The organism is Maricaulis sp. MIT060901 (genome assembly GCF_047123815.1).
GTDB lineage: Bacteria > Pseudomonadota > Alphaproteobacteria > Caulobacterales > Maricaulaceae > Maricaulis.
This window is the reverse complement of the sequence record NZ_CP138920.1, coordinates 1,015,685-1,040,465: the sequence shown is the minus strand read 5'-3', so window position 1 is coordinate 1,040,465 and position 24,781 is coordinate 1,015,685. Positions and strand designations below refer to the sequence as shown.

The following is a 24,781-nucleotide window of genomic DNA, read 5'->3' as shown; positions in this document are numbered from 1 at the left end:
CGATGAATGGTGCCTAGCCGGCACCACCAACCGTAAGGCCGGCGATTTTCAACGAGGGTTGGCCGACACCGACCGGGACACCTTGTCCTGCCTTGCCGCAGACGCCGACGCCCGGATCCATTTCGAAATCATCGCCGATCATGGTGATCTGGGTGAGTGCGGTGGGGCCGTCGCCGATCAGGGTTGCGCCCTTGACCGGGGTGTCGATCTTGCCGTCGATGACGCGATAGGCCTCGGTACACTGGAAGACGAACTTGCCGGAGGTGATGTCGACCTGGCCGCCACCGAAATTCACGGCATAGATGCCGTCCTTCAGGCTTTCGACCATTTCGTCACGCTTGTGCTGGCCGGCCAGCATGTAGGTATTGGTCATGCGCGGCAGGGGCGGGTGGGCATAAGACTGGCGGCGACCATTGCCCGTGGGCTTCTGGCCCATAAGGCGGGCATTCATGCGGTCCTGCATATAGCCTGTCAGGATGCCATCCTCGATCAGCACCGTGCGTTCGGTTGGCGTGCCTTCATCATCAATCGTCAGCGAGCCGCGGCGTTCCGCCATGGTGCCGTCATCGATAACGGTGACGCCTGCAGCGGCGACCCGCTCGCCCATGCGGCCAGCAAAGGCGGAAGAACCCTTGCGGTTGAAATCGCCTTCCAGACCGTGACCGACAGCCTCGTGCAGCAGGACGGCAGGCCAGCCTGCGCCCAGAACCACGTCCATGACACCGGCGGGCGCGTCGACGGCGTCCAGGTTGACCCGGGCGATGCGCATGGCTTCGTCGGCGAGGGCCTTCCAGCTGTCCGGCTTGATCCATTCGTCAAACATGGCGCGGCCGCCGGCGCCGGCCGAACCGCTCTCGCGGCGACCATCACGTTCCACGGTCACCGAGACATTGAGGCGGACCAGCGGGCGAATGTCGGACTTGATGTCACCATCCGCGCGAATGACGGAGATCGCCTGGCGCGAGCCGGCGATCGAGGCGCTGACCTGCACCACACTGCCATCCTTGGCCCGGCAATAGGCATCGATTTCCTGCAGCAGGGCCGATTTTACCTCGAAGGTGGGCGATGAGACCGGGTCGACGGCGTCATAGAGCCTGGTGTTCGTTCCCACAGGCGGGGCAGCGAGCGAACCAGCAGCACCGCGCTTGACGGCTGCAGCGGTCTCGGCGGCGCGTTTTACAGCATCCAGCGTGGAGTCAGAAGAGTGCGCAAAGCCGAAGGCCTCTCCCTGGACGCAGCGCAGTCCGAAGCCGCGACTGGAATCGAAGCTGGAGGATTTCAGCCGCCCGTCGTCAAAGACGAGTGCCTCCGAGGTGGCTGTCTCCAGGAAGAGCTCGCCATCATCTGCCCCGGCCATCGTGTTCTCGAGAACAGGCAGGACATCGTCCGCGGTAAAGTCGAATTGTTCGATCGGATCGTTGGACATGGCGGGGCTCGCTTCGCAAATCGGATGTACCAGACATAATGGAGTGCGCCGGGAGTGCAAACAGATCAGCCACATCAGCGGGCCGAGCCGGAACTCGAATCGGAAACTGCGAGCCTCTCGCAAGACGCAGAAAGTGAGACGATTTGGCACAGCACATAGCTCTGGCTGACGGTATAAAGAGTGTCAGTTCTGACTTACGACGGATTGATGTGCAGTCGTGGTTTCGATTCTGCATGGTCAAGGTGTTGATTTTGATGGATTTTATAGCGTCCGCGGGCTGCGGGTGCTAATGATCATCAAAAAATGCCGTTGATGGCCTGACAGCGCTTGCGACCGGCACTATATTCCGCCGCCATCGGCAGGGGCTACCCTGCCTTCACGCCTGACTTGTATGGGGAAGCCATGCGTTTTCTGACCGCATTAGCGCTCACCGCGATCACCTCGGCCAGCGCCTTCGCAACGCCGATCGTCGGACAACCGACCGATGGAGGCCTCGGCTTCCAGCCCGGTGTCACGCCGATCATGGAGCAAGTGAACGATTTCCATAACATCCTGTTGTGGATCATTGTTCCGATCACACTTTTCGTCATGGGCCTGCTCGGCTGGATCATCATTCGCTACAACAAGAAAGCGAACCCGGTGCCGGCGAAGTTCAGCCACAATACGACGCTCGAGGTGATCTGGACGGGTATTCCGGTCCTGATCCTGGTGGTGATTTCCTTCTTCTCCTTCCCGCTGCTCTACCTGCAGGACACGATCCCGAGTGATCCGGATGGCGATATCCCGCCGGCGGAGTTCACCATCAAGGCCGTGGGTTACCAGTGGTACTGGGGTTATGAATATCCTGACCACGGCATCGAGGAATTCACCTCCAACATGGTTGCTGATGAGGATCTGCGTCCGGACCAGCCGCGCAATCTGGCTGTTGACCAGCCGATCGTGATCCCGGTCGACACGACGATCCGCCTGCAAGTCGTCGCTGCCGACGTTATTCACAACTGGGCGATGCCCGCCTTTGGCACCAAGATGGATGCCATTCCGGGCCGCATCAACGAAGCCTGGTTCCACGTCACCGAGGAAGGCACTTACTACGGTCAGTGTTCCGAGCTGTGTGGTGTGCGTCACGCCTTCATGCCGATCGAAGTGCATGCCGTGAGCCGTGATGTTTTCGACCGCTGGGTCGCCATGGTTGCCGAGGACCCGTACTCCGCGGAAGCCTATCAACTGATCGCTGACAATGTCGCAGAGCGCGAAACGCGCCTGGCGCAACTGGACTAAGGGGCTGTACGATGTCTGCAAACGCTGCAACACACGACGATCACACGCCCAGCATGTGGAGCTGGAAGCGCTGGGTCTATTCCACCAACCACAAGGACATCGGTACGATGTACCTGCTCTTCGCGATCTTCGCGGGGGTCATCGGTGGTGCGATGTCCGGCCTGATCCGCTGGGAGCTGGCTGAGCCGGGTCTCCAGGTCTTCACCGGTGAAGACACTGGCTGGGGTGCGCTGTTCGGTAACGAGCACAATTATAACGTTGTCACGACCATGCACGGTCTGATCATGATCTTCTTCATGGTCATGCCCGCAATGATCGGCGGTTTTGGTAACTGGTTCGTGCCGCTGATGATCGGCGCGCCGGACATGGCCTTCCCGCGCATGAACAATATTTCCTTCTGGCTCCTGCCTGCGGCCTTTTTCCTGGCCTTCATTTCCCTTTTCGTACCGGGCTCCGGTGCGGGTGACGGATTTGGCGGTGGCTGGGTGATCTATCCGCCGCTCTCGACAACAGGCCACCCCGGGCCAGCCATGGATCTCCTGATCCTGTCGCTGCACGTTGCCGGTGTGTCCTCGATCCTGGGTGCCATCAACTTCATCACCACGATCTTCAACATGCGTGCGCCGGGCATGACCCTGCACAAGATGCCGCTGTTCGTCTGGTCGATGCTGGTGACGGTCTTCCTGCTGCTTCTCTCCCTGCCGGTTCTCGCTGGCGCGCTGACCATGCTGCTGACCGACCGTAATTTCGGCACGGCCTTCTTCGATCCGGCCGGTGGTGGTGATCCGGTGATGTTCCAGCACCTGTTCTGGTTCTTCGGTCACCCGGAAGTCTACATCCTGATCCTGCCCGGTTTCGGCATCGTCTCGCACATCGTCTCGACCTTCTCCAAGAAGCCGGTCTTCGGTTACCTGGGGATGGCTTATGCGATGGTTGCGATTGGTTTCATCGGTTTCATCGTGTGGGCGCACCACATGTACACCGTTGGCATGCCGGTTGATCTGAAGGCCTATTTCGTGGCGGCCACCATGGTCATTGCGGTTCCGACAGGCATCAAGATCTTCTCCTGGATTGCGACGATGTGGGGCGGTTCCATCGAGTTCCGCACACCGATGCTGTGGGCGATCGGCTTCATCTTCCTGTTCACCGTTGGTGGTGTGACGGGCGTGGTGCTGGCCAATGCCGGTATCGACCAGTCGCTGCACGACACCTATTACGTGGTCGCGCACTTCCACTACGTGCTGTCCCTGGGTGCGGTCTTCGCGATCTTCGCGGGCTGGTACTACTGGTACGAGAAGATCTTTGGCGTGAAGTACAATTCCTTCCTGGCTCGCGCCCAGTTCTGGTTCTTCTTCATCGGTGCGAACGTGATCTTCTTCCCGCAGCACTTCCTGGGTCTGCAGGGCATGCCGCGTCGTTATGTCGACTATCCGGATGCCTTCGAGCAGTGGAACTGGGTATCGTCCATGGGTTACGTCATCATGGCCATCGGCATGCTGCTCTTCTTCGTGGTTCTGATCGAGTCGATCATTTCCCGTCGCAAGGCGGACGCCAATCCGTGGGGCGAAGGTGCGACGACGCTCGAGTGGACGCTGTCCTCTCCGCCGCCCTTCCACCAGTTCAACGAGCTGCCGAAAATCAAGTAGGTAGATCTTGGACCACTCGACGAACTCAAGCGTTCATCGCGCAGAGGGCGAGGCTGTTTCAACAGCCTCGCCCCGCGACTATTTTGACCTGATGAAACCCAGGGTGATGACGCTCGTCGTCTTCACCGCCTTTGCGGGGCTCATCGCAGCGCCGACGGATGTCGATCCTTTCCTGGCGCTGATCTCGATTGTGTCCCTGGCCATCGGGGCGGGCGCGGCTGGCGCGCTCAACATGGCTTATGACGCCGATATCGATGCCACCATGAAGCGCACGCAAAAGCGCCCGGTGCCGCGCGGTGCGGTGTCCATCTCCAATGCCTATGGCATGGGCCTGGTGGCTTCCATCCTGTCTGTGCTGATGATGGCCCTGGCGGCCAATTATCTGGCGGCCGGCCTGCTGGCCTTCTCGATCTTCTTCTACGCCGTCATCTACACGATGATCCTCAAGCGCTCGACGCCGCAGAATATCGTCATTGGTGGTGCGGCCGGTGCCTTCCCGCCGATGATCGGCTGGGTGATTGCGACCGGTGAGATCTCGCTGGATGCGGTGATCCTGTTCATGATCATCTTCCTGTGGACGCCGCCGCATTCCTGGGCCCTGGCCCTGTACAAGTCCGGCGACTATGCCGCGGCCAATGTACCGATGATGCCCGTCGCCAAGGGCGCCAAGTCCACCCGTCTGCAGATCCTGCTCTATTCGATTGTTCTGGTCGTTTTTGCCGGAGCGCCGGTGCTGACGGGCCTGGGCGGGCTGGTCTATGCAGCGACATCGCTTGGCGGTGGCGCGCTTTTCCTGCTTCTGGCCTGGCGTATCTATAATTCCCGGGCCGGCGAGGCCGGTTCCGCTGAAGACGGCGCGCTCTATGCCGTTCGCGCCGGCGACAAGGCCGCCCGCGACCTGTTCGCTTTCTCGATCGGCTATCTGACGGTCCTTTTTGCCGCATTGATTGTTGAGCACGCATTTGATGCTTATTGGGCAGTTCCCGGAGTAAACTTGTAATGGCCCCCGAAAACGGTTCCGACACGACTGGTGACAACACGAATGACGAGACTGCTCCGGAGCGTCTCGACAGTTCCGGCGCGCCGGCCAGTGAGAATTTCGGGTTCCATCACCGCGAAGGCCAGCCTTCCGGTGAGAGTGTCAGCCTGACCGAGGAACAACTCGCCGCGCGCAAGAAGCGCAATATCGCCATCGCCTGGAGCCTGATTGGCTTCATGGTTGTGGTTTTCCTGGTGACGGTCACCCGTCTCAGCCAGAATGTAGGGGGATAGGATCATCCGCCTTCCGCAAGACAAGAACACCCGTGTTGCCGTGATGGCTGCCTTTGGCGCCCTGACCATGGTGGGCGCTGCCTTTGCAGCGGTGCCGCTGTATGACCTGTTCTGCCGCGTGACCGGTTACGGCGGTACGACGCAGGTGGCTGTGGGCGAGGCCGGCGAAATCCTCGAGCGTGAAGTCACGGTCTATTTCGACGCCAATACCGAGCGTGAGATGCCGTGGACGTTCGAGCCGCTGCAGCGTTCGCTGACCGTGCGTGTCGGCGAGAGCGGGCTGGCCTATTACCGCGCGACGAATACGTCGGACCAGCCGGTCACCGGTATCGCCTCCTATAATGTCGCGCCCTACAAGGCCGCGCTGTATTTCTCCAAGATCCAGTGTTTCTGTTTCACCGAGCAGACGCTGGAGCCGGGCGAGAGCATGGACATGCCCGTGCTGTTCTTTGTCGATCCGCTGATCGATGACGAGCGCCGCATGGACGATGTGAGCGCCTTCACCCTCTCTTACACCTTCTTTGAAACCGATGGTGCTGCGTCCGCTTCCAGCGACGCCGCGCCTTAGCATTGAACCTTTCGCCGTGTCCGGGTATCACCGGGCCAATTGGCTGATTTGATATCGCAGGAGATTCGCGATGGCTGGGCAGGCTGTTAAGCACGACTACCACCTTGTGGACCCATCCCCGTGGCCGTTCGTCGGCTCGTTGGGCGCCTTTTTGCTGGCCGTTGGTGCGGTCGCCTGGATGAAGGGACTTGTCGGTGCCGAGCACCCGCTGGCCTTCTTCTACGGCCCGAACGCCTCTGCGGGCTTCTTCATTGGCCTGCTCATCGTGCTGATCACGATGTTCGGCTGGTGGGCAGATGTCATCAAGGAATCGCGTGCGGGTGACCACACGCCGGTTGTCGATATCCACCTGCGCTACGGCATGATCATGTTCATCGCTTCCGAAGTGATGTTCTTCGTTGCCTGGTTCTGGGCATTTTTCGAATACGCGATCTTCCACGAGGTGCGTCTCGATCCGGGCCTCGCGACCTGGCCGCCGGCCGGTGTCGAGACTTTCGATCCGTGGCACATCCCGCTGATGAACACGCTCATCCTGCTGCTCTCCGGCACCACCGTGACCTGGGCGCACCACGCGCTGCAGCACGATGACCGCAAAGGCGCCAAGCTGGGTCTGTTGTTCACGGTAATCCTGGGCCTCTGCTTCACCGCACTGCAGGTCTACGAGTACCAGGAAGCCCACTTCGCCTTCTCCATGGCGGATGGCGGCAACCTCTATGGTTCCACCTTCTACATGGCGACCGGTTTCCACGGTGCACACGTCATCATCGGTACCATCTTCCTCGCCGTCTGCCTGTTGCGCCTGATGGCCGGGCATTTCACGCCGGAGAAGCATTTCGGTCTCGAGGCCGCTGCCTGGTACTGGCACTTCGTCGACGTGGTCTGGCTCTTCCTGTTCGCCTTCGTCTACGTCGTCTACCAGTAAGGCGAGACTGCATGGACAATCCCTCTCCGTTTGCGACCGGCTTTCACGGCCGTTGTCCAAAATGCGGAGAGGGTTCCATGTTCAACGGACTGCTCAAGATAGCGCCGCGGTGTGATGCCTGCGGCGTTTCTTTTGAGGATGCCGATGTCGGTGATGGCGCATCGGTTTTTGCCCTCTTCATTGTCGGCTTTCTTGCGATGGTGGTTTTCCTGCTCGTCGCCGTCGCCTTCAACCATCCACCTATCTGGGTGCATTTGCTGATCCAGCTCCCGATGATCCCGATCGCCACGATCGCCTGCATCCGTCCGCTCAAGGGGGTGCTCTTTGCCCTGCAGTTCAAGCACGATGCCCAGGAAGCACGCCTGGACGACTGACCGCTGTTGGTGGGACAATCCCGCGACATCCTAGCGGCTGGTGTTTCCAGCCAAGGCGGATTAGACCGGCACTCATGACACCGACCCGTTTCCCCATCTGGCTGACTGTTTTCACGATCGCCTCTCTCGCAATCCTGCTGAGCCTTGGCACCTGGCAGATGCAGCGCATGGCGTGGAAGAGCACGCTGATCGACCAGTATGAAGCGCGTGGCGAGGCGGACAGCTTCCAGGCGGCGGTCTGCGCGCTGGGCGACAGCCAGTTCAGCCCGCGCGTATCGGGGCCGGCGCCGCTTTCCGGACAGGAATTGCGCCTCTATGCCCTGCGCGGCCAGCCCGGCTGGGTGCGCCTGGGCAGTTTGCGGGTTGCTGACTGCGAGACCGGCAAACAGCGCTTTATCCTTATTGAGAGTGCTTTCGAGACCCTCGAGGGCGAGCGTGTCTCCCGTCCCCGCGTCTGGCGGGCAGAGCCTGCGGTCACTGCAGGACTGTTCACACCTGGCAACGAAGCAGATACCAATCAGTGGTATAGCTTTGACCGGATCGAAATGGCGCGTGCCCTGGATATCGATCCGGACCAGCTCCTGCCGGTCTGGATCCGTGAGGACAGTGGCATGCCGGCGAGCCTCAGTCAGACGCCTCCCTCCAAACATTTTGGATATGCGCTGACCTGGTTCGGACTGGCCCTCGCGCTGATGGCGGTCTACGCCGCGATGCTGTTCAAGCGTCGCCAATAAGCCCGCTTCGGCGAAACATGTTATAAGAGCGGGTAACAGCCCGCCGTATTGGGAGAGATGCGTGGCACTTTGGCGCGATGATCCGGAAGAAGACATCCTGTTCGGTCAGGGCATCAAGCTGCGGGCACCCGTGCTCGAGGACTATGATGCCTGGGCAAAGCTGCGCGGCGCCTCGCGCGCCCACACCGAACCCTGGGAGCCGGCCTGGACGGTTGATGAATTGTCCAAGGGTGCGTTCCGCCGCCGTATTGCGCGGTACCAGGCCGACCGCCAGTCCGGTCTGGGCTATCCGTTTTTCATCGTGCGGCGGGAGGATGATGTCCTGCTTGGCGCGTGCAATCTGAACAATGTCCGGCGCGGCGTGCTGCAGGCGGCGGATATCGGCTACTGGGTCGGCAGCCCCTATGTCCGCAAGGGCTATACCCGCGCCGCGGTGAAACGTGTCTTGTGCTTCGCTTTCGATTCCCTGGGCCTGCATCGTGTCGAGGCGGCCTGTCGTCCGGAAAACCATGCCTCCCGCAAATTGCTGGAGGGCGTCGGCTTCCAGTTCGAGGGGCGCTCGCGTTCCTTCCTCAATATTGCTGGCGAGTGGCGTGATCATGATCGTTTTGCCCTGCTCAGCACTGACGAGCGCAAATGAGTTCCGATCCGTTTGAAGCCGGTGCCGCAGCCGCGGGCGCGGTGGCGTTCAGCATCCATCCTGGGACCGGCGCCGTGACCCTGTCCGGCGAGCGAGCTCGCTTTGGCCTCAATGGTGATACCCTGACGCTGGAGGTCTTCCTCGCGCGCATGGGCCCGACGGACCAGGATGCGGTGCGCCGGGACCTGGCGGCGGGCCGGATCGATGTGCGTGTGCGCCTGACCGGTCTGGACCAGCAGCTGAGTTATGTGCGTCTGATCGGTGCCCGGCGTGAGGGTGAGCGGGTCGACGGTCTGATGATCCCGGCCGGGAACACGGTCCACAAGGCCAACCGGATTGCCGACGAGCACGCCCTGGCGCGGGCTGTGGAGGCGGGCGAGGTGCTGGCCTTTTACCAACCGATCATCTGTCTGAAGACGCAGAGCCTTGTGGGTTTCGAAGCGCTGGCCCGCTGGCGTCGCCCGGGTGTTGGTGTGCTCGCTCCGCCGGATTTCCTGGCCATGGCGGATGATATCGATCAGCTGGGCAAGCTGAGCTCGAATATTCGTTCCAACGCGGTGGATGATCTCTCGGCCTGGCGCCGGAGTTCGCCTCAGGCACAGGATCTGTTCGTAGCGGCCAATGTCTCGGTCAGCGAGCTGGTCGATCCCGGCTTCCAGGATCGCATCATTGCCTATGTCGAACGCGCCGGCCTGCCCGCCGGTGTCTTCAAGCTGGAGATCGCCGAAACCGAGATCATGCGCGATCCGGACGCTGCGGCCGACGCCATGGCGCGTCTGTCCGAAGCAGGCATTGCCCTGGCGCTGGATGATTTCGGAACCGGCTATTCCTCGCTCGCGCGGCTGGAAATGCTGCCCTTTGATGTGGTCAAGGTCGACCAGTATTTCGTGCGCGCCATGATCGGGAATGAAAGTGCGACAACTGTGGTGCAGTCCGTGGTGCAGTTGGCCAAACACTTCAAGATGAAGGTCGTCGCCGAAGGCGTGGAGACGGCCGAAACCGCCAGCCTGCTGGCCGAGATCGGCTGTGATTTTGCGCAGGGCTATCGCTATTCCGGCGCGCTGGCACCGCAGGATGCGTATGAACTGATCGGGGCTGGACTGGAAGGCCGGTTCAGGGCCGCCAGCTAGGCATTGCCGCTGAGGCTGGACAGGCGTTCCAGGTCGATGCCCAGTAGCTCCAGGGCGCGTTCCCACTTGTCGTCAGCGCTTTCGGCAAAGATCAGGTCCTCGTCCGGATCTGCGACAAACCAGGCATTGCTGGCCAGTTCCTCTTCCAACTGTCCAGCTCCCCAGCCGGAGTAACCCAGCGCGAGCAGGCTGCGGCGAGGTGGTCTGGGCGAGGCGATGGCCTCCAGCGCGTCCTTGGTCGCCGTCAGCCCGATCGTGTCGCTTACGGGCAGGGTCGAATCATTCGATTCGAAATCAGCGCTATGCAGAACAAAACCGCGATCTCGTTCGACCGGTCCGCCCACCAGTACGGCGCGGTCCGGGGCATGGGGCTCGCCCTCGATGCCTAATTGTTCCAGCAGGGATGGAAGTCTGAGGCCTTCAACAGGCTTGTTCAGTACGATTCCCATTGCATGATCCTCGGAATGATCGCACATGAGGATGACGGTGCGATCGAAACGCGGGTCGCCGATAGAAGGGGAGGCGATCAACAACTTGCCTCCCAGATATCTGTCGGCTGTCAGCGTATCATCTTTCCGAGTCATACCGGCATGATCGCCTCAAATAGGGGATGCGTCTAGCCGGGTTCCCGCTATCTTAAAGTGCGCAAGCACGCATAAATAAACCTTCAGGAGAATAGACCATGACGATCAAGGTCGGTGACCGCCTCCCCGAGGCCACTTTCATGACGATGACGGCCGATGGCCCAGCCCCGGTGTCCACGTCCGATGTTTTTGCCGGCAAGACTGTTGCCCTGTTCTCTGTACCAGGCGCGTTCACGCCGACCTGTTCGGCCAAGCACCTGCCGGGCTTTGTCGAGAACGCCGCAGCCATCAAAGGCAAGGGTGTCGACACCATCGCCTGCATGTCCGTCAACGACGTCTTCGTCATGGGCGCCTGGGGCGCTGACCAAAAGGCGGGTGAAGATGTGATGATGCTGGCCGACGGCAATGCCGAGTTCGCCAAGGCCGTTGGCCTCGAGTTCGACGGCAGCGGTTTTGGCATGGGTGTGCGCGCGCAGCGTTTCTCCATGCTGGTCAAGGACGGCGTAGTGTCCGAGCTGAATGTCGAGGCTCCGGGCGAATTCAAGGTCTCGTCCGCCGACCACATTCTCGGACAGCTCGACAGCGTGTCCGCATAAACAACTCGTGACTTAATGGGAGGGTCCGCATGGATTTCGGTTTGATTGGCATAGCCGTACTGTTTTTCCTCGCACTGGCGATCATCATGTCGGTGATCAAGACAGTACCGCAGGGACAGGAATTTACGGTGGAGCGTTTCGGACGTTTCACGCGGACCCTTACGCCCGGTCTTCACTTCATCGTCCCGTTCGTGGACGGCATTGGTTACAAGATGAACATGCGTGAGCGTGTTCTCGATGTTCCCAACCAGGATGTGATCACCAAGGACAATGCGACCGTCTCGGTCGACGCCGTGGTCTTCATCCAGGTGATGGATGCGCCGCGCGCGGCCTATGAAGTCGACAATCTCGACTTTGCCATCATCAACCTGGCGCTGACGAATGTACGGACTGTGGTCGGTTCCATGGATCTCGACGAAACCCTGTCCAAGCGGGACGAGATCAATGCGCGCCTGCTGTCCGTGATCGATGCGGCGACCAACCCCTGGGGTGTAAAGGTGACCCGGATCGAGATCCGCGACCTGTCGCCGCCCATGGATATCACCGAGGCCATGGCCCGCCAGATGAAGGCCGAGCGTCTCAAGCGTGCAGAGATCCTGGAAGCCGAGGGCGCCAAACAGTCCCAGATCCTGCGGGCTGAAGGTGAGAAGGAAGCGGCGATCCGCGAGGCCGAGGGTCGCAAGGCCTCTGCCTTCCTCGATGCCGAGGCGCGCGAGCGTGAAGCTGAAGCCGAAGCCAAGGCGACCGAAATGGTCTCTGACGCGATCGGCAAGGGTGACGTCTCCGCGATCAACTACTTCCTGGGTCAGAAATATGTCGATGCGTTCGCCAATCTCGCAATCAGCGATCAGCAGAAGACAGTGATCATCCCGGCAGAGTTCTCCAATATCATCGGGACCATCACCGGTGTGGGTGAGCTGGGCAAGGCGGCGCACAAGGCCGTAAGCGAAGCCACGCACAAAGAATAAGTGTAACGGGTAGAGGAGGTCAGATATGGATTCGATTGTTTCACTGCTTGAGAAGCTGAACCTGTGGGCATGGTGGGCAATTGCCGGCGTGCTCCTGATCGCGGAGTTGCTGACAGGCACAACCTACCTCCTCTGGCCTGCTGCGGCAGCGTTCCTGACCGGTTTCATCGCGCTGGAGTTTATCGGCGCGAGCTGGACCCTCCAGCTGACTTTCTTTGCCTTCTCCTCGATCGCGCTGATCTGGGCAGGCGACCGCTGGGTGCGTCCGCGTCTCAAGGCCGGAGCCAGCACCGGTCTCAATGACCGCTCCCAGCGCATGATCGGCCAGCGGGTTGTCGCTGTGAGTGATTTTGCTGCGGCAAGAGGTCGGGTGAAATTCGGTGATACCGAGTGGGCGGCGGAGATGATCGATGCCAGTGACCCGGCGTCCGGAACCACGCTGTATGTGCACGAGGTCAATGGTGTGATCCTGCGGGTTTCCGACCACCAGGCGCAGTGAGTCATACCATATATCCGGATCCGCTAAAATTTTAGCTTTCCCGGAGAGTAACCGGAAGGATTTCGCCCGTATATCCGCGCTCAGTTGAGTTTAATTCCTTGGGTGAGCGAAATGAAAGCAAAAATCTTCTCCGTAATCATCGCTTCTGGCATGGCTGTTTCTCTTGTTGGTGCTCCGGCGCTTGCAATCACGACGACCGATCGCGCTGCTATTGAGCGCTCGGCTCCGGACTACCCGCGTGGCGCCGAGCGTCGCGGTATCGAGGGTTCTGTCACGGTTTCCTATGCGATTGACGCTGATGGCAGCGTTGTTGATGCCCAGATCGTGGAATCCACGCCGGCCGGTGTATTCGACCGTGCCGCGTTGGCTGCAATCGAGACCTGGCGCTACGAAGCCAGTGAGGCCCGCACCGAGGGTCACACCTATTCCCTGGACTTCCGTCTCGGCCAGTAAGCCTGGACAATTCCTCCCGGAAAAGCCGGTCCCTCGCGGGGCCGGCTTTTTTATGCCTTAGGGGCGGGTGTGGCTGCATTTAGTTTTGGTAAACCGACGCGACTGAGACTGCGTCTTTCATCTGTCCGGACTCGGGGACTTTCTTGTCTGATAAGCAAACCGACTTTGAAGAAGCACGTCTAGCTGCCCTGTATGCGTTGGGCCTGCTGGATACCGAAGCTGAGGACGGTTTCGACACACTCACCGACCTTGCGGTTGGGCTGACCGGCACGCGTATGTGTGCCGTCTCGCTGGTAGATCGGGACAGGCAGTGGTTCAAGTCGAACATCAATATTCCGGCCGACGAGACGCCGCGCGATGTCGCTTTCTGTCATCATGCGATTCAGGGTGATGAAATTTTCTACGTCCCCAACGCGCTGGAGGATGACAGGTTCCGCGACAATCCGCTGGTGACCGGCGAGCCGCATATTCGCGGTTATGCGGGTGTTCCGATCCGCGAGTCCGGTGGACACAAGATCGGAACCCTGTGCGTTATTCATGACGAGCCAATCGATCTTTCGGTAAATGATTTTGAACGCCTGACGGCCCTGGCACGCCTCGTTGAGGAGCGTATTGCCGAGCGCGCGCGGACTCGAGCTGCCGACGCGTCGACCCGGCAATTGGCAGCTATCGCCCAGGTGCAGACCCAGTACATCGCCAATCTGGCAGATGCCAACATCGCTTTCGGTCAATTGCTCAGCGCCGCTCTGGAGCTTACCGGTGGCGAGTATGGTTTCATCGGTGAAATCCTCACCGACGAGAGCGGTCGTTTCCTCAAGACGCATGCGATTACCGATATTTCCTGGGACGAGGAAACGCGTCAGATCTATGAGACCCACTCCAAGACGGGTTTTGAGTTCCGAAATCTCGACACTCCGTTTGGCTATACGATCAGGACCGGCGATGCGCTGATCACCAATAACCCATCAGAGCACGGAGAATCGGGAGGGCTACCGGAAGGATACCCGCCCCTAAAGGCCTATATGGGCATCCCGCTTTTCAGTCGGGGCGAGTTTGTGGCCATGATCGGGATTGCCAATCGCCCCGGTGGGTTTGACCCGGCGATCAGACAGGCGATCGAACCCCTGCTGGTGACAATTTCCAATCTCGTCAGTGCCCACCGCATGGAGCGCGCACGCGAGCAGGCGATTGCTGATCTCAACGACAGCCAGCGTCGTTACGATCTCGCTGTACAGGGCAGTGCATCGGGTGTCTGGGAGCTCGATGTGCGTCAGAATACGGCATTTCTGTCGGAACGCTTGCTGGACATTGTCGGTCGGCCCGAAACAATGCCGCAGATGGGAAGCGGTCAGATCGACAACAGCGCCGAAGTGCTCCTCGGATTTGTTCACCCGGAAGATCGAGAGCGCGTCGAGACTGCCCTGAACGCACACTTGTTCAAGAAACAACCCTATCAACAGGAATACCGGCTGCGTAAGCCTGATGGCAGCTTCATAATTGTCCGTTCGCGCGGGCAGGCCGAATGGGATTTCGAGGGCAAGCCGGTCCGCATGGCCGGCTCCATCGAGGACATTACAGCCAGTGTCGAGCTTGAGAAGGAGAAACGACGGGCCACAGAACGTCTCCTGGTGGTGACTGAACTTGGCGGAATTGGAAGCTGGGAGGTCGATATGGCCACCGGCCAACCGATCTGGGACGAGATTACCTGCAGGATCCATGAAGTGCCGGCCGATTTCGAGCCTGCAATGGACGAGGCCATCAATTTTTACGCCCCGGAAGCGCGGCCGGTTATGACAGACGCGGTTCAGCGCGGAATCCAGGAGGGTGAACCCTGGGATCTGGAGCTGCCGTTTATTACGGCCAAGGGAAACAGAATTTGGGTGCGTGCCGTTGGGCGGGCCCTGTTTGAGAATGGCAAGGTCAGTAAGTTGATCGGCTCCTTCCAGGACGTAACTGAACGTCGAGCCCGCGAAGAAGAGGTGCGTACGCTTTCCGGGCGCCTGGGCTTGGCTTTGCAAGTGGGCAAGATCGGCGTGTTCGAGATGAATCTCGATGATGGGTCTACCTGGTGGGACAAGGGATCCCACACCATGTTCGGCGTCGATCCCGAAGCAGCAGAAGATCCGTTCAAGATTTGGGAAAACCGCATCCACCCGGACGATGAACCGGAGTTGCGCGAAAAGCTGGAAGCGGCTCTGCGCGAGGGTGCGGAGTATGATGCGGAGTACCGCATTGTGTTGGATGATGGCCGCGTGCGCCATATCCGCTCACAGGCACTGCTGCGCGAAGGCCTCTACGGTGAAAAAGTGTTCAGCGGGATCAATTTCGACCTGACGTCTGAGGTGCGTGCCCGCGAGGAAATCGAGCGTCGCCGCAAGGAGGCTGAAGAAGCCAACCTGGCAAAGTCCCAATTCCTTGCGAATATGAGTCACGAGATCAGAACGCCGCTGAATGGCGTGCTCGGCATGACGCAGCTATTGCGCCTGACTGATCTCACCGACAAACAGGCGGGTTTCGTCAATACGCTTGAGAATTCAGGTCGGGCCCTGCTCGACCTGATCGAGGATATCCTCGATATCTCCAAGATCGAGGCGGGCGCGGTCGATCTGTCGAATGAGCCGTTCGACGTTGCGCAAACATCGCGTTCGGTCATTGACATGGTGGCGGGCATGGCCGCCGAAAAATCTCTCGACTTGTCGATCGAAATCGACCCGAAGATCCCGCGGAAGGTCCTCGGCGACCAGAAGCGTATCCGCCAGGTTCTCATCAATCTTCTGGGCAATGCGGTGAAATTCACACCGAGCGGCTCTGTCAGTCTTGAAGTCAGCCAGCTGAAGCCGGATTGGGTTCGCTTCGTCGTTCGGGATACGGGCCCGGGAATACCCGCCGACCAGTGCAGTCATATCTTCGGTCGCTTCGCGCAGGTCGACGGCAGCGCAACTCGCGAGCATGGCGGAACGGGTCTCGGTCTGGCCATTTGCAGCGAAATCGTCGAGCTGGCAGGAGGCGATATCGGTGTGGAGAGCGAGCTCGGCCAAGGTGCGTGTTTCTGGTTCGAAATACCCCTGGAAAGCGCTGATAGCTGGAGTTCCGGCGCTGAAACGAGGGATCTGGCTGCCGCCAGCCAGACGGCCCGGATGTCGGCATCGGGTCGAATCCTTGTGGCGGATGACGTGGCCACGAACCTAATTGTTGCGACAGCGCTTCTGAAAGGTGCGGGTTACGAGGTGGAAACCGCCAGTAACGGCCAGGAGGCAATCGACGTTCTGGCCAACGGACGCTTTGACGCTGTTCTGATGGATATTCAGATGCCTGTTCTTTCTGGCGACGAAGCCATTCGCCAGATCCGTGAGTCCGGGGCCGAGTATGCGAACATTCCAATTTTCGCTGTGACGGCGGATGCGACCCGCGGTGCGCGCGAGAAATATCTCGCTTCCGGGGCCAATGGTTATCTCGCCAAGCCGCTCGATCTGGCCGAAGTCCTGGCTGTGCTGCAGCCCAGCGGCGAAGAGCGTCAGGCCAACGGCTAGCCTAGTCCCGCAATACCTTCGCGCGCCAGCTCGTCAGCGCGTTCATTGCCCGGATCTCCGGCGTGACCTTTTACCCAGCGCCACTCGATCGTGTGCTCACGGGTCAGCGCGTCAAGCTCCTGCCAGAGGTCGACATTCTTGACCGGTTTCTTGTCGGCGGTTTTCCAGCCCCGCTTTTTCCAGCCATGGATCCATTTGGTGATGCCATCACGCAGATAGACGCTGTCTGTGATCAGCACGACGGTGCGGCCCGGTTTTTTCAGCGCTTTCAGCGCCTCGATCGCGGCCTGCATTTCCATGCGGTTGTTGGTGGTATCGTGCTCGCCGCCCTTGAGCTCCTTGCGGTGGCCATTCCATTCCAGGATAGCGCCCCAACCACCCGGGCCGGGGTTTCCGGAACAGGCGCCGTCAGTGTGGATCGTAATCGTGCTCACAGCGGATATTTCTTTTCCATATCATCCAGGCCGGCACGGATGAGTTCTTCCAGAACGCCCATGTCCACATCGGCCAGCTTGTTGATGTAAAGGCAGGATTTGCCAAGCTTGTGTTTGCCCAACCGGCCCAGTATCTCGCTGAAATCGGTGTAGCCGGGCATGATGTAGACCACCATATTGGCCTTGCGAGGCGAGAAGCCGGTGCGCATGAAATCGCCTTCCCGGCCGCTTTCATACTTGTAGTGATACTCACCGAAACCGATGATCGCCGGCCCCCACATGCGGGCATCCCAGCCGGTGATTTTCCGCATCAGATCAAGCAGCGTCTGGGCATCGGCGCGGCGCGTGGCGTGTTCCACGCTGGCGATGAAATCTTCGGGTGATTGTTCGGTCGGCTTGGTCTTGTTCTCAGACATTGTCTGTTTCCTCGGCGAGCACACGCGGGAGTTTGAACTCGACATCCTCGCGTGTCACGGCAAGCTCCTCAAGAGAGACCTCGAAACGCTCGCGGAAGGCAGCGATCAGTCCCTGGACCAGGTCTTCCGGCGCGGACGCGCCCGCAGTGATGCCCACGGTGCGCACCGGGCCCAGCTTGTCCCAGTCGACATCGCTGGCCGAGGCAACCAGCTCCGCGCTTTTCGCGCCGGCCCGCTCTGCGACCTCGACCAGGCGGACTGAATTGGAGGAGTTCGGTGCGCCGATAACGAAGACCTTGTCGCAACGATCCGCCATTGTCTTGACCGCGCTCTGACGATTGGTCGTCGCATAGCAAATGTCTTCCTTGTGCGGCGAGGCGACAGCCGGGAAGCGGGCTTGCAATCGTTCGACAATGGCAGAGGTGTCATCAACGGACAGGGTGGTCTGGGTGACAAAGGCAAGCTTGTTCTCGTCACGTGGGATGAGCGTGTCCACATCCTCGACTGTTTCCACCAGCGTAATGGCGCCTTCCGGCAGCTGCCCCATCGTGCCGATCACCTCGGGATGGCCGGAATGGCCAATGAGGATGATGTCCAGCCCGTTGTTGAAATGGCGCTGCGCTTCGACATGGACCTTGGAAACCAGCGGGCAGGTCGCGTCGACATAGATCATCTCCCTGCGGGAGGCCTCGGCCGGGACGCTCTTGGGCACGCCGTGGGCAGAAAAGACAACCGGTCGATCATCCGGGCACTGGTCAAGCTCTTCGACAAAAATCGCGCCCATTTTCTCCAGCCGTTCCACGACATGGCGGTTGTGCACGATCTCGTGGCGCACATAGACAGGTGCACCGAATTTTTCCAGGGCGCGCTCAACGATCTGGATCGCGCGGTCTACACCCGCACAGAAACCGCGTGGAGCGGCCAGAAGGACGGTGAGGGGGGGAGGCGCTGCGCTCATGAAATCGAAATCTCCTTCAGCGATGCCGTTGCGGACTTGCGCTGTGCATCGTATGACCGTCCTAACAATTCGGCTGCGTGCTATCCAGTGCCAGTCACTCTAGTGAAGTCAGGTGTCGCACAATGCGTTCTATTGCCCTTGTTGCCGCGGTCGGATCCGTTCTTGCCGGTTGTTCCAGTGTTATCGACGCTCTTGAATCACCGGAACCGAATATCGGCCCGTGTCCGACAGCCTTCGCGCTGCATGATGCGCACCGCTATGTCGAGATTGACGGCGAAGTCACCTATGAAAATGTGGGCTTCACCGGTGAGATCCTCGCGGTACGGTCCCTCTGCAGTTATTATGACGACCGACCGATCCTGGCCAATCTGGAAATTGACCTGGGTTTCGGCCGTGGTCCAGCCGCGATGGGCAGCGAGAATACCTATGAGTATTTTGTTGTCGTCACCCGCCGTGACCGCGCTGTCATCGAGAAAGAGACCTTCCCGATTCGTGTGCGTTTTCGCGCGGATGAAGATCGTCTGTTCATGACCGAGCGTGTGGATGCCATCTCCATCCCGCGTGCGACGCCGACCACGTCGGGCACCAATTTCGAGATTCTCGTCGGCTTTGAACTGACTGACGAGCAGATTGCCTTCAATCGCAGTGGACGGCGTTTCCGCGTCGCTGCTGGCCAGGAATAAAATTCATGCCTTCAATTGCTGATCAGCTCGGCGCAGTGCTGGGCGACGCGTTCGCTTCCCTTGAGCTTCCGCGGGAACTGGGCCGTGTGAGCCCGTCCAAGCAGAACCCGGAAGTCTTTCCGTATCAGTGCAATGGCGCCATGCCGGCGGCCAAACAAGCCAAGAAAAATCCGCGCGAGATCGCCAAGGCTGTTGTTGATGCGGTTGCGGACAACCCGCTGATCGAGAAGGTCGAGATTGCCGGGCCAGGTTTCCTGAACCTGCGCCCCTCCGCGGAGGCCATCACACTACGCGCTGCTGAAATCGCCGCCGACGAGCGCGCGGGCGCTGCGAAAACCGAAACGCCCCGCAAGGTGATGATCGATTTTGGCGGCCCCAACGTCGCCAAGCCGATGCATGTCGGCCATCTGCGGTCTTCCGTTCTGGGTGATAGCCTGCAACGCCTGCTGCGTTTCCGCGGCGATGACGTGGTCTCCGACATCCATCTGGGCGATTGGGGCCTGCAGATGGGGCATCTGATTACGGAGTTGGCCGACGAACAACCGGATCTGGTCTATTTCGACGCGGATGTGACGGAGGGTTATCCGTCCGAGCCGCCGGTGACTATCGAGGATCTTGCGCGGCTCTATCCGCAGGCCTCCAATAAGGCGAAGTCCGATGCGGACCGTCTTGAGGTGTCCCGAACCGCAACGGCTGAGCTGCAGGCCGGACGCCCGGGCTATCGCGCGCTGCTGCGTCATTTCATCGATGTATCCGTCGCGGCTCTGAAAAGGGATTTCGGCGCGCTGGGTGTGCATTTCGACCTGTGGAAGGGTGAAAGCGATGTCGATCCGCTGATCCCGGACCTGGTCCAGGATTTCAAAGATCGCGGCGTTGCCGAGGAGAGTGATGGCGCCTGGGTCGTGCGTGTTGCGCGTGACGGCGACAAGAAGGAACTCGCACCGCTGATCCTTGTGACCTCCGGCGGTGCTTCGCTTTACGGAACCACTGACCTGGCGACCATTCTCGATCGCAAGAACGAGGTTGGCCCTGACCTGACACTCTATGTCGTCGATCTGGCCCAGTCGGATCATTTCGAACAGGTCTTCCGCGCGGCAAGCAAGGCCGGTCTGGCTGCAGAGGGCGCGCTTGAGCACGTGAAATTCGGCACCGTCAACGGCACTGACGGAAAGCGTTTGCGCACGCGCGATGGTGGAACCTTCCGCCTTGCCGACCTGATCTCTTCGGCCATTGAACGCGCCGGGGAGCGCCTCAAGGAGGCGGGGCTCGCCGCTGACGCCTCAGAGGAAGAGCGGGCGAACGTTGCGCGCATGGTTGGTCTGGCTGCGATCAAGTTCGCCGATCTGCAGAATTACCGCACCACCAATTACGTGTTCGATCTGGACCGTTTCACCAGTTTCGAAGGCAAGACCGGTCCGTACCTGCTCTATGCTGCAGTCCGCGTGAAATCGCTGATGCGCAAGGCAGATCGTGAGGGTGTGGCACCGGACGCGATTGTTGTCGGCACCCAGGAGGAGACCGATCTCGTCCTCGCACTCGACGCGTTTGGCGCTGCACTGGAGCAGGCGTGCGAGAACCGGGCGCCGAACGCGATCTGTGATCACGCTTTCACCCTGGCCCAGTCCTTCTCGAAATTCTATGCCGCCTGCCCGATCCTCGGCGCAGACGACGATGCCACCAAGGCCTCGCGCCTGGCCCTGGCCCAGGCAACGCTCAAACAGCTTGAGCTCTGCCTGCATCTGGTCGGTCTGGAAGCCCCGGAGCGGATGTAGAATCCGGCGCTATTGTGCGCCGGTTTCCAGTTCAGCGATACGGTTGAGAGCGTTCTCGCACCAGCCACAGCCGCCGTCTTCCGGCGCAAGCTCAAGTGATGTGCGGAAGGCTGCGAGGGCGGCCTCGGTATTGCCCAGCGCGACATGTCCTTCCCCGAGGCTGTCAAACAGATTGCCATCGGCCGGGAAAAGCTCGGTGTTCAGCTCAAAGAGGGCGACGGCCCAGTCACCGCGCTCCTCACCCAACAGGTGAAACCCGACGCGATTCAGGATTCGACGGTCGCTGAGTTCACGGCCGGTAATCCCTTCCAGATGCGCGGGCAGGTCGGCGACCTGCTCAACCGGCTGGCTCTGGCTGTACTGATTGATCAGCGTATAGGGTGAGGCGTGCACCGGGCTGACCTCGTAGGTCGGATCGACCAGCATGCGCCGGACAACCGGTCCCATGCGGTCCGCCGAGGGACGGCTTTCATTGGTCCAGTGCATGATCAGGATGTCGTCGGCCGGATAGCGGCGGATGGTGGCATTGAACAGCCCGTTCGAGCCCGCGTGATTGACAGGGGTGCCTTCGGCAGCCGTTTCCACGACCCAGCCATAACCGTAATGATCCGGATCGCCTTCCTCCCAGGGGACGTGCGGCGCCTGCATCTGCGTCGTGGATTGTGCTGACAGAACCGTACCGTCCTGCAGTGCGCGGTGCCATTTGCCCATATCGACGAGCGTCGTGTAGAGGCCGCCATTGCCCAGCATGTGCCAGGAGACCTCCTCTTCGCGCCAGCGCTGGATGAAGGTGCCGATATCCGCGCGCTCCGGGTCCAGAAAGCCGTGGAAATACATGTGCGCGAGGTTTTCATCGTCCCAGTCACGCAGGCGATAACCCGTCTGGTCCATGCCCGCCGGGTCCAGCACGGCCTCGATCAGGAAACTCTCATAGTCCGTCCCGCTGACATCCTCGATGATTGCGGCGAGAACCGTATAGCCGGCATTGGAGTATTCCAGTGACGTGCCTGGCTCCCGGCTGAGCGGGCTGGCGAACAGCGCGGAAAAGAAGTCCTCGCGTGACTTGTAGCGGCTGTGATCGCTGCCCTCATACCCGCCAGTGTGGTCCGACAGGCCCGAGCTGTGCGTCAGCAGCTGGTGGATGGTGATGCCGGTCTTGTCCGCCGGCAGGTCGGTGAAATACCGATCCAGCGTGTCGGTGACGCTTAACTCACCGCGCTCCTGCAGCACCAGGATGGCTGCCGCTGTAAACTGTTTGGTCAGCGAGCCCATGTCGAACACGCTCTCAGGCGTTGCCGGATACTGGGCGGCGCGGTTGGCCAGCCCATAGCCCGTGGAGATCAGGGTTTCATCGCCGATGGTGACCAGCAGGCCGCCAGCTGAACCAACCGCCTCTGCCGTTGCGATATAATCCGCGATGCGTTGCTGCGTATCCGCTTCGACCGTAACGATCTGGGCGAAGGCCGAGGACGACATAAGCGAGGTGGCTGCCAGAAGACCGGCGGCAAGAGTTTTGAATGACATGGAGTTATCCCGAGCTAGTATGCCGGTGAGATGCGGCCAGGTCGGCATTTGGATGCAACCGGGTGTCAGCAGGCTGCAATCCTGGTCCCCCGTTTGGGGGAGAGGTGTTTGCAAAAACAGGTGTATGCTTGGGCCAGATAACGAGGAGCCAGCCATGATCGTTTCACTCATCGCCAGCCTGTTCGTCCAGTCCGCGGACCTGCCGACCGATCCGGCGCGCCTGTCGGTTCTGATGCAGCAATCCTGTCGCATCCAGCAAGTGGATCGCCAAGGCGGTGCGGAGCCGGATCATTTTGCCTTTTGCCAATGCCTTGACAGTGAGCTGGCCCAGAGCCTGACCCCTGGGGCCTATCGTGCGGCCGCACTGGGCGGACAGGGCGCGATCCAGGGGCGCGGCGAGATCGCGGACTGGGAAGCGGCGCGCCTGGAATCCCAGCAGGTCTTCGCCTCTCTTCCTGAGGCAGAGCAGGCGGGGCTGGGCGGTCATATCCAGAGTGCGCTCGGCGTGTGTCTGGGCGGCTAGAACGAAGCCGGAAATCCACCGTCAAATCGCATTGACTCACCGGCATCCCGGCCTAGAGTCCTGCAAATCTGTTTGACCGGCCGCGAGGTCCGTTTTACAGGCCACTTCTCCCCGCGGGAGAGACCGGCGAATAAGCCGGCGCCGAAGGCGCAACCGCCCCGGAAACGCTCAGGCCAAGGGACCGCGGACGAGAAAAACGCTGGAAAGTGGATGCGCGCGTTTGGCAAGCATCCCACCGACGGAGCAAGCGTCGTCCCGGGCAAGCGGGGCTGGCGCGGAATCTCTCAGGTTATCGGGACAGCGGGGGCAACGGCTGCAGGCGGCGACGCTTGCGGATCACTGTTGCGCAAGGACCCGATTGATGACCGACACCCTTCTCAAGACACCGCTTCACGCCCTCCACGTCGAGCTGGGCGGCAAGATGGTGCCGTTCGCCGGCTACGACATGCCGGTCCAGTACCCGCTCGGCATCATGGGCGAGCACAATCATTGCCGCGCCAAGGCGGGCCTGTTTGACGTCTCCCACATGGGCCAGGCGCGGTATGTCGGTGACGAGGCCGCGCTGGAAGCGCTGATCACGGCGGACCTTTCGGCCCTGGGTGCCGGCGAACAGAAATATACCCTGCTGCTGAACGACAAGGGCGGTATCCGCGACGATCTCATGGTCTCGCGTCCGGCCGGTGACGGCCTGTTCCTGGTCGTCAATGCAGCCACCAAGAATGAGGATTTCGCGCTGATCGAGGCGGCGACGGCGGGCAACGGCACGCTGACCCGTATCAACGACCGCGCCCTTCTGGCCCTGCAAGGACCGGAAGCCAAAGATGTCATGGCACGTCTTTGCCCGGCAGCCTGCGAAATGGTCTTCATGCAGTGCGGCGCGTTTGAGCTGGACGGTGTCGAGGTGCTGATCTCGCGCTCCGGCTATACGGGCGAGGACGGTTTCGAGATTTCCATCCCGGAGGCGGATGGCGCTCGGATCGCAAAACTGCTGCTGGCCCAGGATGAGGTCGAGGCGATTGGTCTCGGCGCGCGTGACAGCCTGCGCCTGGAAGCCGGTCTTTGCCTTTACGGCCATGACATGGACGAGAACCGCACGCCGGTTGAAGCCTCGCTGATCTGGGCCATGGCCAAGACTCGTCGCGAGCGCGGTGATTTCCCGGGCGCGGCCATCATCGCCCAGCAGATCCAGGACAAGACCTGTCAGAAACGCATCGGCCTGCGCCTCGAGGGCGCGCCGGCGCGCGAGGGTGCGGAAATCGCAGACAAGGACGGAAACATCATCGGTATCGTGACCTCTGGCGGCTTCGGCCCGACCATCGAGGGTCCGGTTGCCATGGGCTATATCGACCGCGCCTTCATGGCTGAGGGCACCGAGGTCGATCTGATTGTGCGCGGTCGGGCGCGCGCAGCGACGGTGACCAAGATGCCGTTCGTTCCGAACAATTTCTATCGCGGATAACTCTTTACAGGGGAAGGGAAAATCATGAGCACGAAATTTACTGAAGACCATGAGTGGATCACCATAGACGGCGATGTCGCCACGGTTGGCATTACGGCCTATGCCGCTGAGCAGCTGGGCGATGTGGTCTTTGTCGAGCTGCCGGATGTCGGCAAGACCGTGTCCAAGGGCGATGAGTTCGCGGTTGTCGAATCCGTCAAGGCGGCCTCCGAAGTCTACGCACCGGTCGATGGCGAGATCGTTGAGGTCAATGGCGAGCTGGAAGGTGAGCCGGCCAAGGTCAATGAAGAGCCGACCGCAGGCGGCTGGTTCGTGAAGTTCAAACTGTCCGACGCTTCCCAGCTGGAAGGCCTGATGGACGAAGCCGCTTACAACGAGCACATCGCTTAAGG

The 24,781-nt window shown here is 60.5% G+C and carries 26 protein-coding genes and 2 riboswitches; of the genes, 20 read left to right on the top strand and 6 right to left on the bottom strand.

Features of this window, described 5'->3' with window-relative positions; all coding sequences use genetic code 11:
• Positions 1 to 13 precede the first annotated feature (13 nt).
• The gene (gene tldD, locus SIC17_RS05350; RefSeq protein WP_412546610.1) at positions 14 to 1,426 is read right to left on the bottom strand and encodes a metalloprotease TldD; all 1,413 of its coding nucleotides are present in this window, start codon (positions 1,424 to 1,426) and stop codon (positions 14 to 16) included.
• 402 nt (positions 1,427 to 1,828) lie between these two features.
• Here tldD and coxB point away from each other — a divergent pair, with 402 nt between their 5' ends.
• From coxB to SIC17_RS05300, 10 genes are all read left to right on the top strand, one after another.
• Positions 1,829 to 2,704 (top strand): cytochrome c oxidase subunit II, encoded by an 876-nt coding sequence (gene coxB, locus SIC17_RS05345; RefSeq protein ID WP_412546609.1) that lies wholly within the window; start codon positions 1,829 to 1,831, stop codon positions 2,702 to 2,704.
• 11 nt (positions 2,705 to 2,715) lie between these two features.
• Positions 2,716 to 4,350, top strand: coding sequence for a cytochrome c oxidase subunit I (gene ctaD, locus SIC17_RS05340; protein WP_412546608.1), 1,635 nt, complete (start codon positions 2,716 to 2,718; stop codon positions 4,348 to 4,350).
• A 91-nt stretch (positions 4,351 to 4,441) separates the two neighbouring features.
• Positions 4,442 to 5,350 (top strand): heme o synthase, encoded by a 909-nt coding sequence (gene cyoE / locus SIC17_RS05335; protein ID WP_412546607.1) that lies wholly within the window; start codon positions 4,442 to 4,444, stop codon positions 5,348 to 5,350.
• Positions 5,350 to 5,622, top strand: a complete 273-nt coding sequence (locus SIC17_RS05330; RefSeq protein ID WP_412546606.1) for a hypothetical protein — start codon at positions 5,350 to 5,352, stop codon at positions 5,620 to 5,622. The genes cyoE and SIC17_RS05330 overlap by 1 nt, the downstream gene beginning before the upstream one ends.
• A 43-nt stretch (positions 5,623 to 5,665) precedes the next feature.
• Positions 5,666 to 6,190, top strand: a complete 525-nt coding sequence (locus tag SIC17_RS05325; RefSeq protein ID WP_412546605.1) for a cytochrome c oxidase assembly protein — start codon at positions 5,666 to 5,668, stop codon at positions 6,188 to 6,190.
• 70 nt (positions 6,191 to 6,260) lie between these two features.
• On the top strand, positions 6,261 to 7,112 hold the full coding sequence (locus SIC17_RS05320) for a cytochrome c oxidase subunit 3 (protein ID WP_412546604.1): 852 nt from the start codon (positions 6,261 to 6,263) through the stop codon (positions 7,110 to 7,112).
• A 77-nt stretch (positions 7,113 to 7,189) separates the two neighbouring features.
• The gene (locus SIC17_RS05315) at positions 7,190 to 7,486 is read left to right on the top strand and encodes a DUF983 domain-containing protein (RefSeq protein ID WP_291894780.1); all 297 of its coding nucleotides are present in this window, start codon (positions 7,190 to 7,192) and stop codon (positions 7,484 to 7,486) included.
• A gap of 74 nt (positions 7,487 to 7,560) precedes the next feature.
• Positions 7,561 to 8,220 carry an SURF1 family protein gene (locus SIC17_RS05310; RefSeq protein ID WP_412546603.1) on the top strand — a complete coding sequence of 220 codons (660 nt, stop codon included), beginning with the start codon at positions 7,561 to 7,563 and terminating at the stop codon, positions 8,218 to 8,220.
• 61 nt (positions 8,221 to 8,281) lie between these two features.
• On the top strand, positions 8,282 to 8,860 hold the full coding sequence (locus SIC17_RS05305) for a GNAT family N-acetyltransferase (RefSeq protein ID WP_291894775.1): 579 nt from the start codon (positions 8,282 to 8,284) through the stop codon (positions 8,858 to 8,860).
• On the top strand, positions 8,857 to 9,990 hold the full coding sequence (locus SIC17_RS05300) for an EAL domain-containing protein (protein ID WP_412546602.1): 1,134 nt from the start codon (positions 8,857 to 8,859) through the stop codon (positions 9,988 to 9,990). Before SIC17_RS05305 ends, SIC17_RS05300 begins: the two co-directional genes overlap by 4 nt.
• On the opposite strand, the gene SIC17_RS05295 is transcribed toward SIC17_RS05300, so the two are convergent.
• Complete coding sequence (locus SIC17_RS05295) at positions 9,987 to 10,574, bottom strand: YqgE/AlgH family protein (protein ID WP_412546601.1); 588 nt, start codon at positions 10,572 to 10,574, stop codon at positions 9,987 to 9,989. The genes SIC17_RS05300 and SIC17_RS05295 overlap by 4 nt on opposite strands.
• A gap of 98 nt (positions 10,575 to 10,672) precedes the next feature.
• On the opposite strand from SIC17_RS05295, the gene SIC17_RS05290 reads away from it, so the two are divergent.
• The 5 genes from SIC17_RS05290 (at position 10,673) to SIC17_RS05270 (ending at position 16,620) form a co-directional block, all read left to right on the top strand.
• Positions 10,673 to 11,170: a peroxiredoxin gene (locus tag SIC17_RS05290; RefSeq protein ID WP_291894767.1), complete on the top strand. Its 498-nt coding sequence runs from the start codon at positions 10,673 to 10,675 to the stop codon at positions 11,168 to 11,170.
• A 29-nt stretch (positions 11,171 to 11,199) separates the two neighbouring features.
• Positions 11,200 to 12,138, top strand: coding sequence for an SPFH domain-containing protein (locus SIC17_RS05285; RefSeq protein WP_291894763.1), 939 nt, complete (start codon positions 11,200 to 11,202; stop codon positions 12,136 to 12,138).
• Positions 12,139 to 12,163: 25 nt separating this feature from the next.
• Positions 12,164 to 12,637 carry an NfeD family protein gene (locus SIC17_RS05280; RefSeq protein WP_291894760.1) on the top strand — a complete coding sequence of 158 codons (474 nt, stop codon included), beginning with the start codon at positions 12,164 to 12,166 and terminating at the stop codon, positions 12,635 to 12,637.
• Positions 12,638 to 12,748: 111 nt separating this feature from the next.
• On the top strand, positions 12,749 to 13,090 hold the full coding sequence (locus tag SIC17_RS05275; protein WP_412546600.1) for an energy transducer TonB: 342 nt from the start codon (positions 12,749 to 12,751) through the stop codon (positions 13,088 to 13,090).
• 143 nt (positions 13,091 to 13,233) lie between these two features.
• Entirely contained in the window at positions 13,234 to 16,620 is a 3,387-nt protein-coding gene (locus SIC17_RS05270) for a PAS domain-containing protein (protein WP_412546599.1), read from the top strand.
• On the opposite strand, the gene rnhA is transcribed toward SIC17_RS05270, so the two are convergent.
• The 3 genes from rnhA to ispH are packed head-to-tail and all read right to left on the bottom strand — an operon-like array spanning position 16,617 to position 18,428.
• On the bottom strand, positions 16,617 to 17,054 hold the full coding sequence (gene rnhA / locus SIC17_RS05265; RefSeq protein WP_412546598.1) for a ribonuclease HI: 438 nt from the start codon (positions 17,052 to 17,054) through the stop codon (positions 16,617 to 16,619). The two genes, SIC17_RS05270 and rnhA, sit on opposite strands and share 4 nt — an antisense overlap.
• The gene (locus SIC17_RS05260) at positions 17,051 to 17,470 is read right to left on the bottom strand and encodes a DUF1801 domain-containing protein (RefSeq protein WP_291894748.1); all 420 of its coding nucleotides are present in this window, start codon (positions 17,468 to 17,470) and stop codon (positions 17,051 to 17,053) included. The genes rnhA and SIC17_RS05260 overlap by 4 nt, the downstream gene beginning before the upstream one ends.
• Positions 17,463 to 18,428 carry a 4-hydroxy-3-methylbut-2-enyl diphosphate reductase gene (gene ispH, locus SIC17_RS05255; RefSeq protein WP_291894746.1) on the bottom strand — a complete coding sequence of 322 codons (966 nt, stop codon included), beginning with the start codon at positions 18,426 to 18,428 and terminating at the stop codon, positions 17,463 to 17,465. The genes SIC17_RS05260 and ispH overlap by 8 nt, the downstream gene beginning before the upstream one ends.
• Before the next feature lie 122 nt (positions 18,429 to 18,550).
• Between ispH and SIC17_RS05250 the strand changes: the two genes are divergently transcribed.
• Together SIC17_RS05250 and argS are read left to right on the top strand one after the other, a co-directional pair.
• The gene (locus SIC17_RS05250; protein WP_291894743.1) at positions 18,551 to 19,111 is read left to right on the top strand and encodes a hypothetical protein; all 561 of its coding nucleotides are present in this window, start codon (positions 18,551 to 18,553) and stop codon (positions 19,109 to 19,111) included.
• Positions 19,112 to 19,116: 5 nt separating this feature from the next.
• Complete coding sequence (argS, locus tag SIC17_RS05245; protein WP_412546597.1) at positions 19,117 to 20,883, top strand: arginine--tRNA ligase; 1,767 nt, start codon at positions 19,117 to 19,119, stop codon at positions 20,881 to 20,883.
• 9 nt (positions 20,884 to 20,892) lie between these two features.
• Here argS and SIC17_RS05240 read toward each other — a convergent pair whose 3' ends face one another.
• On the bottom strand, positions 20,893 to 22,407 hold the full coding sequence (locus tag SIC17_RS05240; protein ID WP_412546596.1) for a serine hydrolase: 1,515 nt from the start codon (positions 22,405 to 22,407) through the stop codon (positions 20,893 to 20,895).
• A 154-nt stretch (positions 22,408 to 22,561) separates the two neighbouring features.
• Here SIC17_RS05240 and SIC17_RS05235 point away from each other — a divergent pair, with 154 nt between their 5' ends.
• The 3 genes from SIC17_RS05235 to gcvH all read left to right on the top strand — a co-directional run bounded on the left by SIC17_RS05235 (position 22,562) and on the right by gcvH (position 24,779).
• Entirely contained in the window at positions 22,562 to 22,930 is a 369-nt protein-coding gene (locus SIC17_RS05235; protein ID WP_291894735.1) for a hypothetical protein, read from the top strand.
• 104 nt (positions 22,931 to 23,034) lie between these two features.
• A riboswitch (glycine riboswitch) is annotated at positions 23,035 to 23,124 on the top strand.
• Between the two features lie 3 nt (positions 23,125 to 23,127).
• Positions 23,128 to 23,233: riboswitch (glycine riboswitch) on the top strand.
• A 55-nt stretch (positions 23,234 to 23,288) separates the two neighbouring features.
• Complete coding sequence (gene gcvT, locus SIC17_RS05230; protein ID WP_412546595.1) at positions 23,289 to 24,389, top strand: glycine cleavage system aminomethyltransferase GcvT; 1,101 nt, start codon at positions 23,289 to 23,291, stop codon at positions 24,387 to 24,389.
• Positions 24,390 to 24,413: 24 nt separating this feature from the next.
• Positions 24,414 to 24,779 carry a glycine cleavage system protein GcvH gene (gene gcvH / locus SIC17_RS05225; RefSeq protein ID WP_291894730.1) on the top strand — a complete coding sequence of 122 codons (366 nt, stop codon included), beginning with the start codon at positions 24,414 to 24,416 and terminating at the stop codon, positions 24,777 to 24,779.
• The last annotated feature ends 2 nt before the right edge of the window (positions 24,780 to 24,781 follow it).

What these genes read in the sequence shown, in the direction of transcription:
- tldD (WP_412546610.1), bottom strand. Translation starts at nt 1,426, where the DNA reads ATGTCCAACGATCCGATCGAACAATTCGACTTTACCGCGGACGATGTC.
- coxB (WP_412546609.1), top strand. Translation starts at nt 1,829, where the DNA reads ATGCGTTTTCTGACCGCATTAGCGCTCACCGCGATCACCTCGGCCAGC.
- ctaD (WP_412546608.1), top strand. Translation starts at nt 2,716, where the DNA reads ATGTCTGCAAACGCTGCAACACACGACGATCACACGCCCAGCATGTGG.
- cyoE (WP_412546607.1), top strand. Translation starts at nt 4,442, where the DNA reads ATGAAACCCAGGGTGATGACGCTCGTCGTCTTCACCGCCTTTGCGGGG.
- SIC17_RS05330 (WP_412546606.1), top strand. Translation starts at nt 5,350, where the DNA reads ATGGCCCCCGAAAACGGTTCCGACACGACTGGTGACAACACGAATGAC.
- SIC17_RS05325 (WP_412546605.1), top strand. Translation starts at nt 5,666, where the DNA reads ATGGCTGCCTTTGGCGCCCTGACCATGGTGGGCGCTGCCTTTGCAGCG.
- SIC17_RS05320 (WP_412546604.1), top strand. Translation starts at nt 6,261, where the DNA reads ATGGCTGGGCAGGCTGTTAAGCACGACTACCACCTTGTGGACCCATCC.
- SIC17_RS05315 (WP_291894780.1), top strand. Translation starts at nt 7,190, where the DNA reads ATGTTCAACGGACTGCTCAAGATAGCGCCGCGGTGTGATGCCTGCGGC.
- SIC17_RS05310 (WP_412546603.1), top strand. Translation starts at nt 7,561, where the DNA reads ATGACACCGACCCGTTTCCCCATCTGGCTGACTGTTTTCACGATCGCC.
- SIC17_RS05300 (WP_412546602.1), top strand. Translation starts at nt 8,857, where the DNA reads ATGAGTTCCGATCCGTTTGAAGCCGGTGCCGCAGCCGCGGGCGCGGTG.
- SIC17_RS05295 (WP_412546601.1), bottom strand. Translation starts at nt 10,574, where the DNA reads ATGACTCGGAAAGATGATACGCTGACAGCCGACAGATATCTGGGAGGC.
- SIC17_RS05290 (WP_291894767.1), top strand. Translation starts at nt 10,673, where the DNA reads ATGACGATCAAGGTCGGTGACCGCCTCCCCGAGGCCACTTTCATGACG.
- SIC17_RS05285 (WP_291894763.1), top strand. Translation starts at nt 11,200, where the DNA reads ATGGATTTCGGTTTGATTGGCATAGCCGTACTGTTTTTCCTCGCACTG.
- SIC17_RS05280 (WP_291894760.1), top strand. Translation starts at nt 12,164, where the DNA reads ATGGATTCGATTGTTTCACTGCTTGAGAAGCTGAACCTGTGGGCATGG.
- SIC17_RS05275 (WP_412546600.1), top strand. Translation starts at nt 12,749, where the DNA reads ATGAAAGCAAAAATCTTCTCCGTAATCATCGCTTCTGGCATGGCTGTT.
- SIC17_RS05260 (WP_291894748.1), bottom strand. Translation starts at nt 17,470, where the DNA reads ATGTCTGAGAACAAGACCAAGCCGACCGAACAATCACCCGAAGATTTC.
- ispH (WP_291894746.1), bottom strand. Translation starts at nt 18,428, where the DNA reads ATGAGCGCAGCGCCTCCCCCCCTCACCGTCCTTCTGGCCGCTCCACGC.
- SIC17_RS05250 (WP_291894743.1), top strand. Translation starts at nt 18,551, where the DNA reads ATGCGTTCTATTGCCCTTGTTGCCGCGGTCGGATCCGTTCTTGCCGGT.
- argS (WP_412546597.1), top strand. Translation starts at nt 19,117, where the DNA reads ATGCCTTCAATTGCTGATCAGCTCGGCGCAGTGCTGGGCGACGCGTTC.
- SIC17_RS05240 (WP_412546596.1), bottom strand. Translation starts at nt 22,407, where the DNA reads ATGTCATTCAAAACTCTTGCCGCCGGTCTTCTGGCAGCCACCTCGCTT.
- SIC17_RS05235 (WP_291894735.1), top strand. Translation starts at nt 22,562, where the DNA reads ATGATCGTTTCACTCATCGCCAGCCTGTTCGTCCAGTCCGCGGACCTG.
- gcvH (WP_291894730.1), top strand. Translation starts at nt 24,414, where the DNA reads ATGAGCACGAAATTTACTGAAGACCATGAGTGGATCACCATAGACGGC.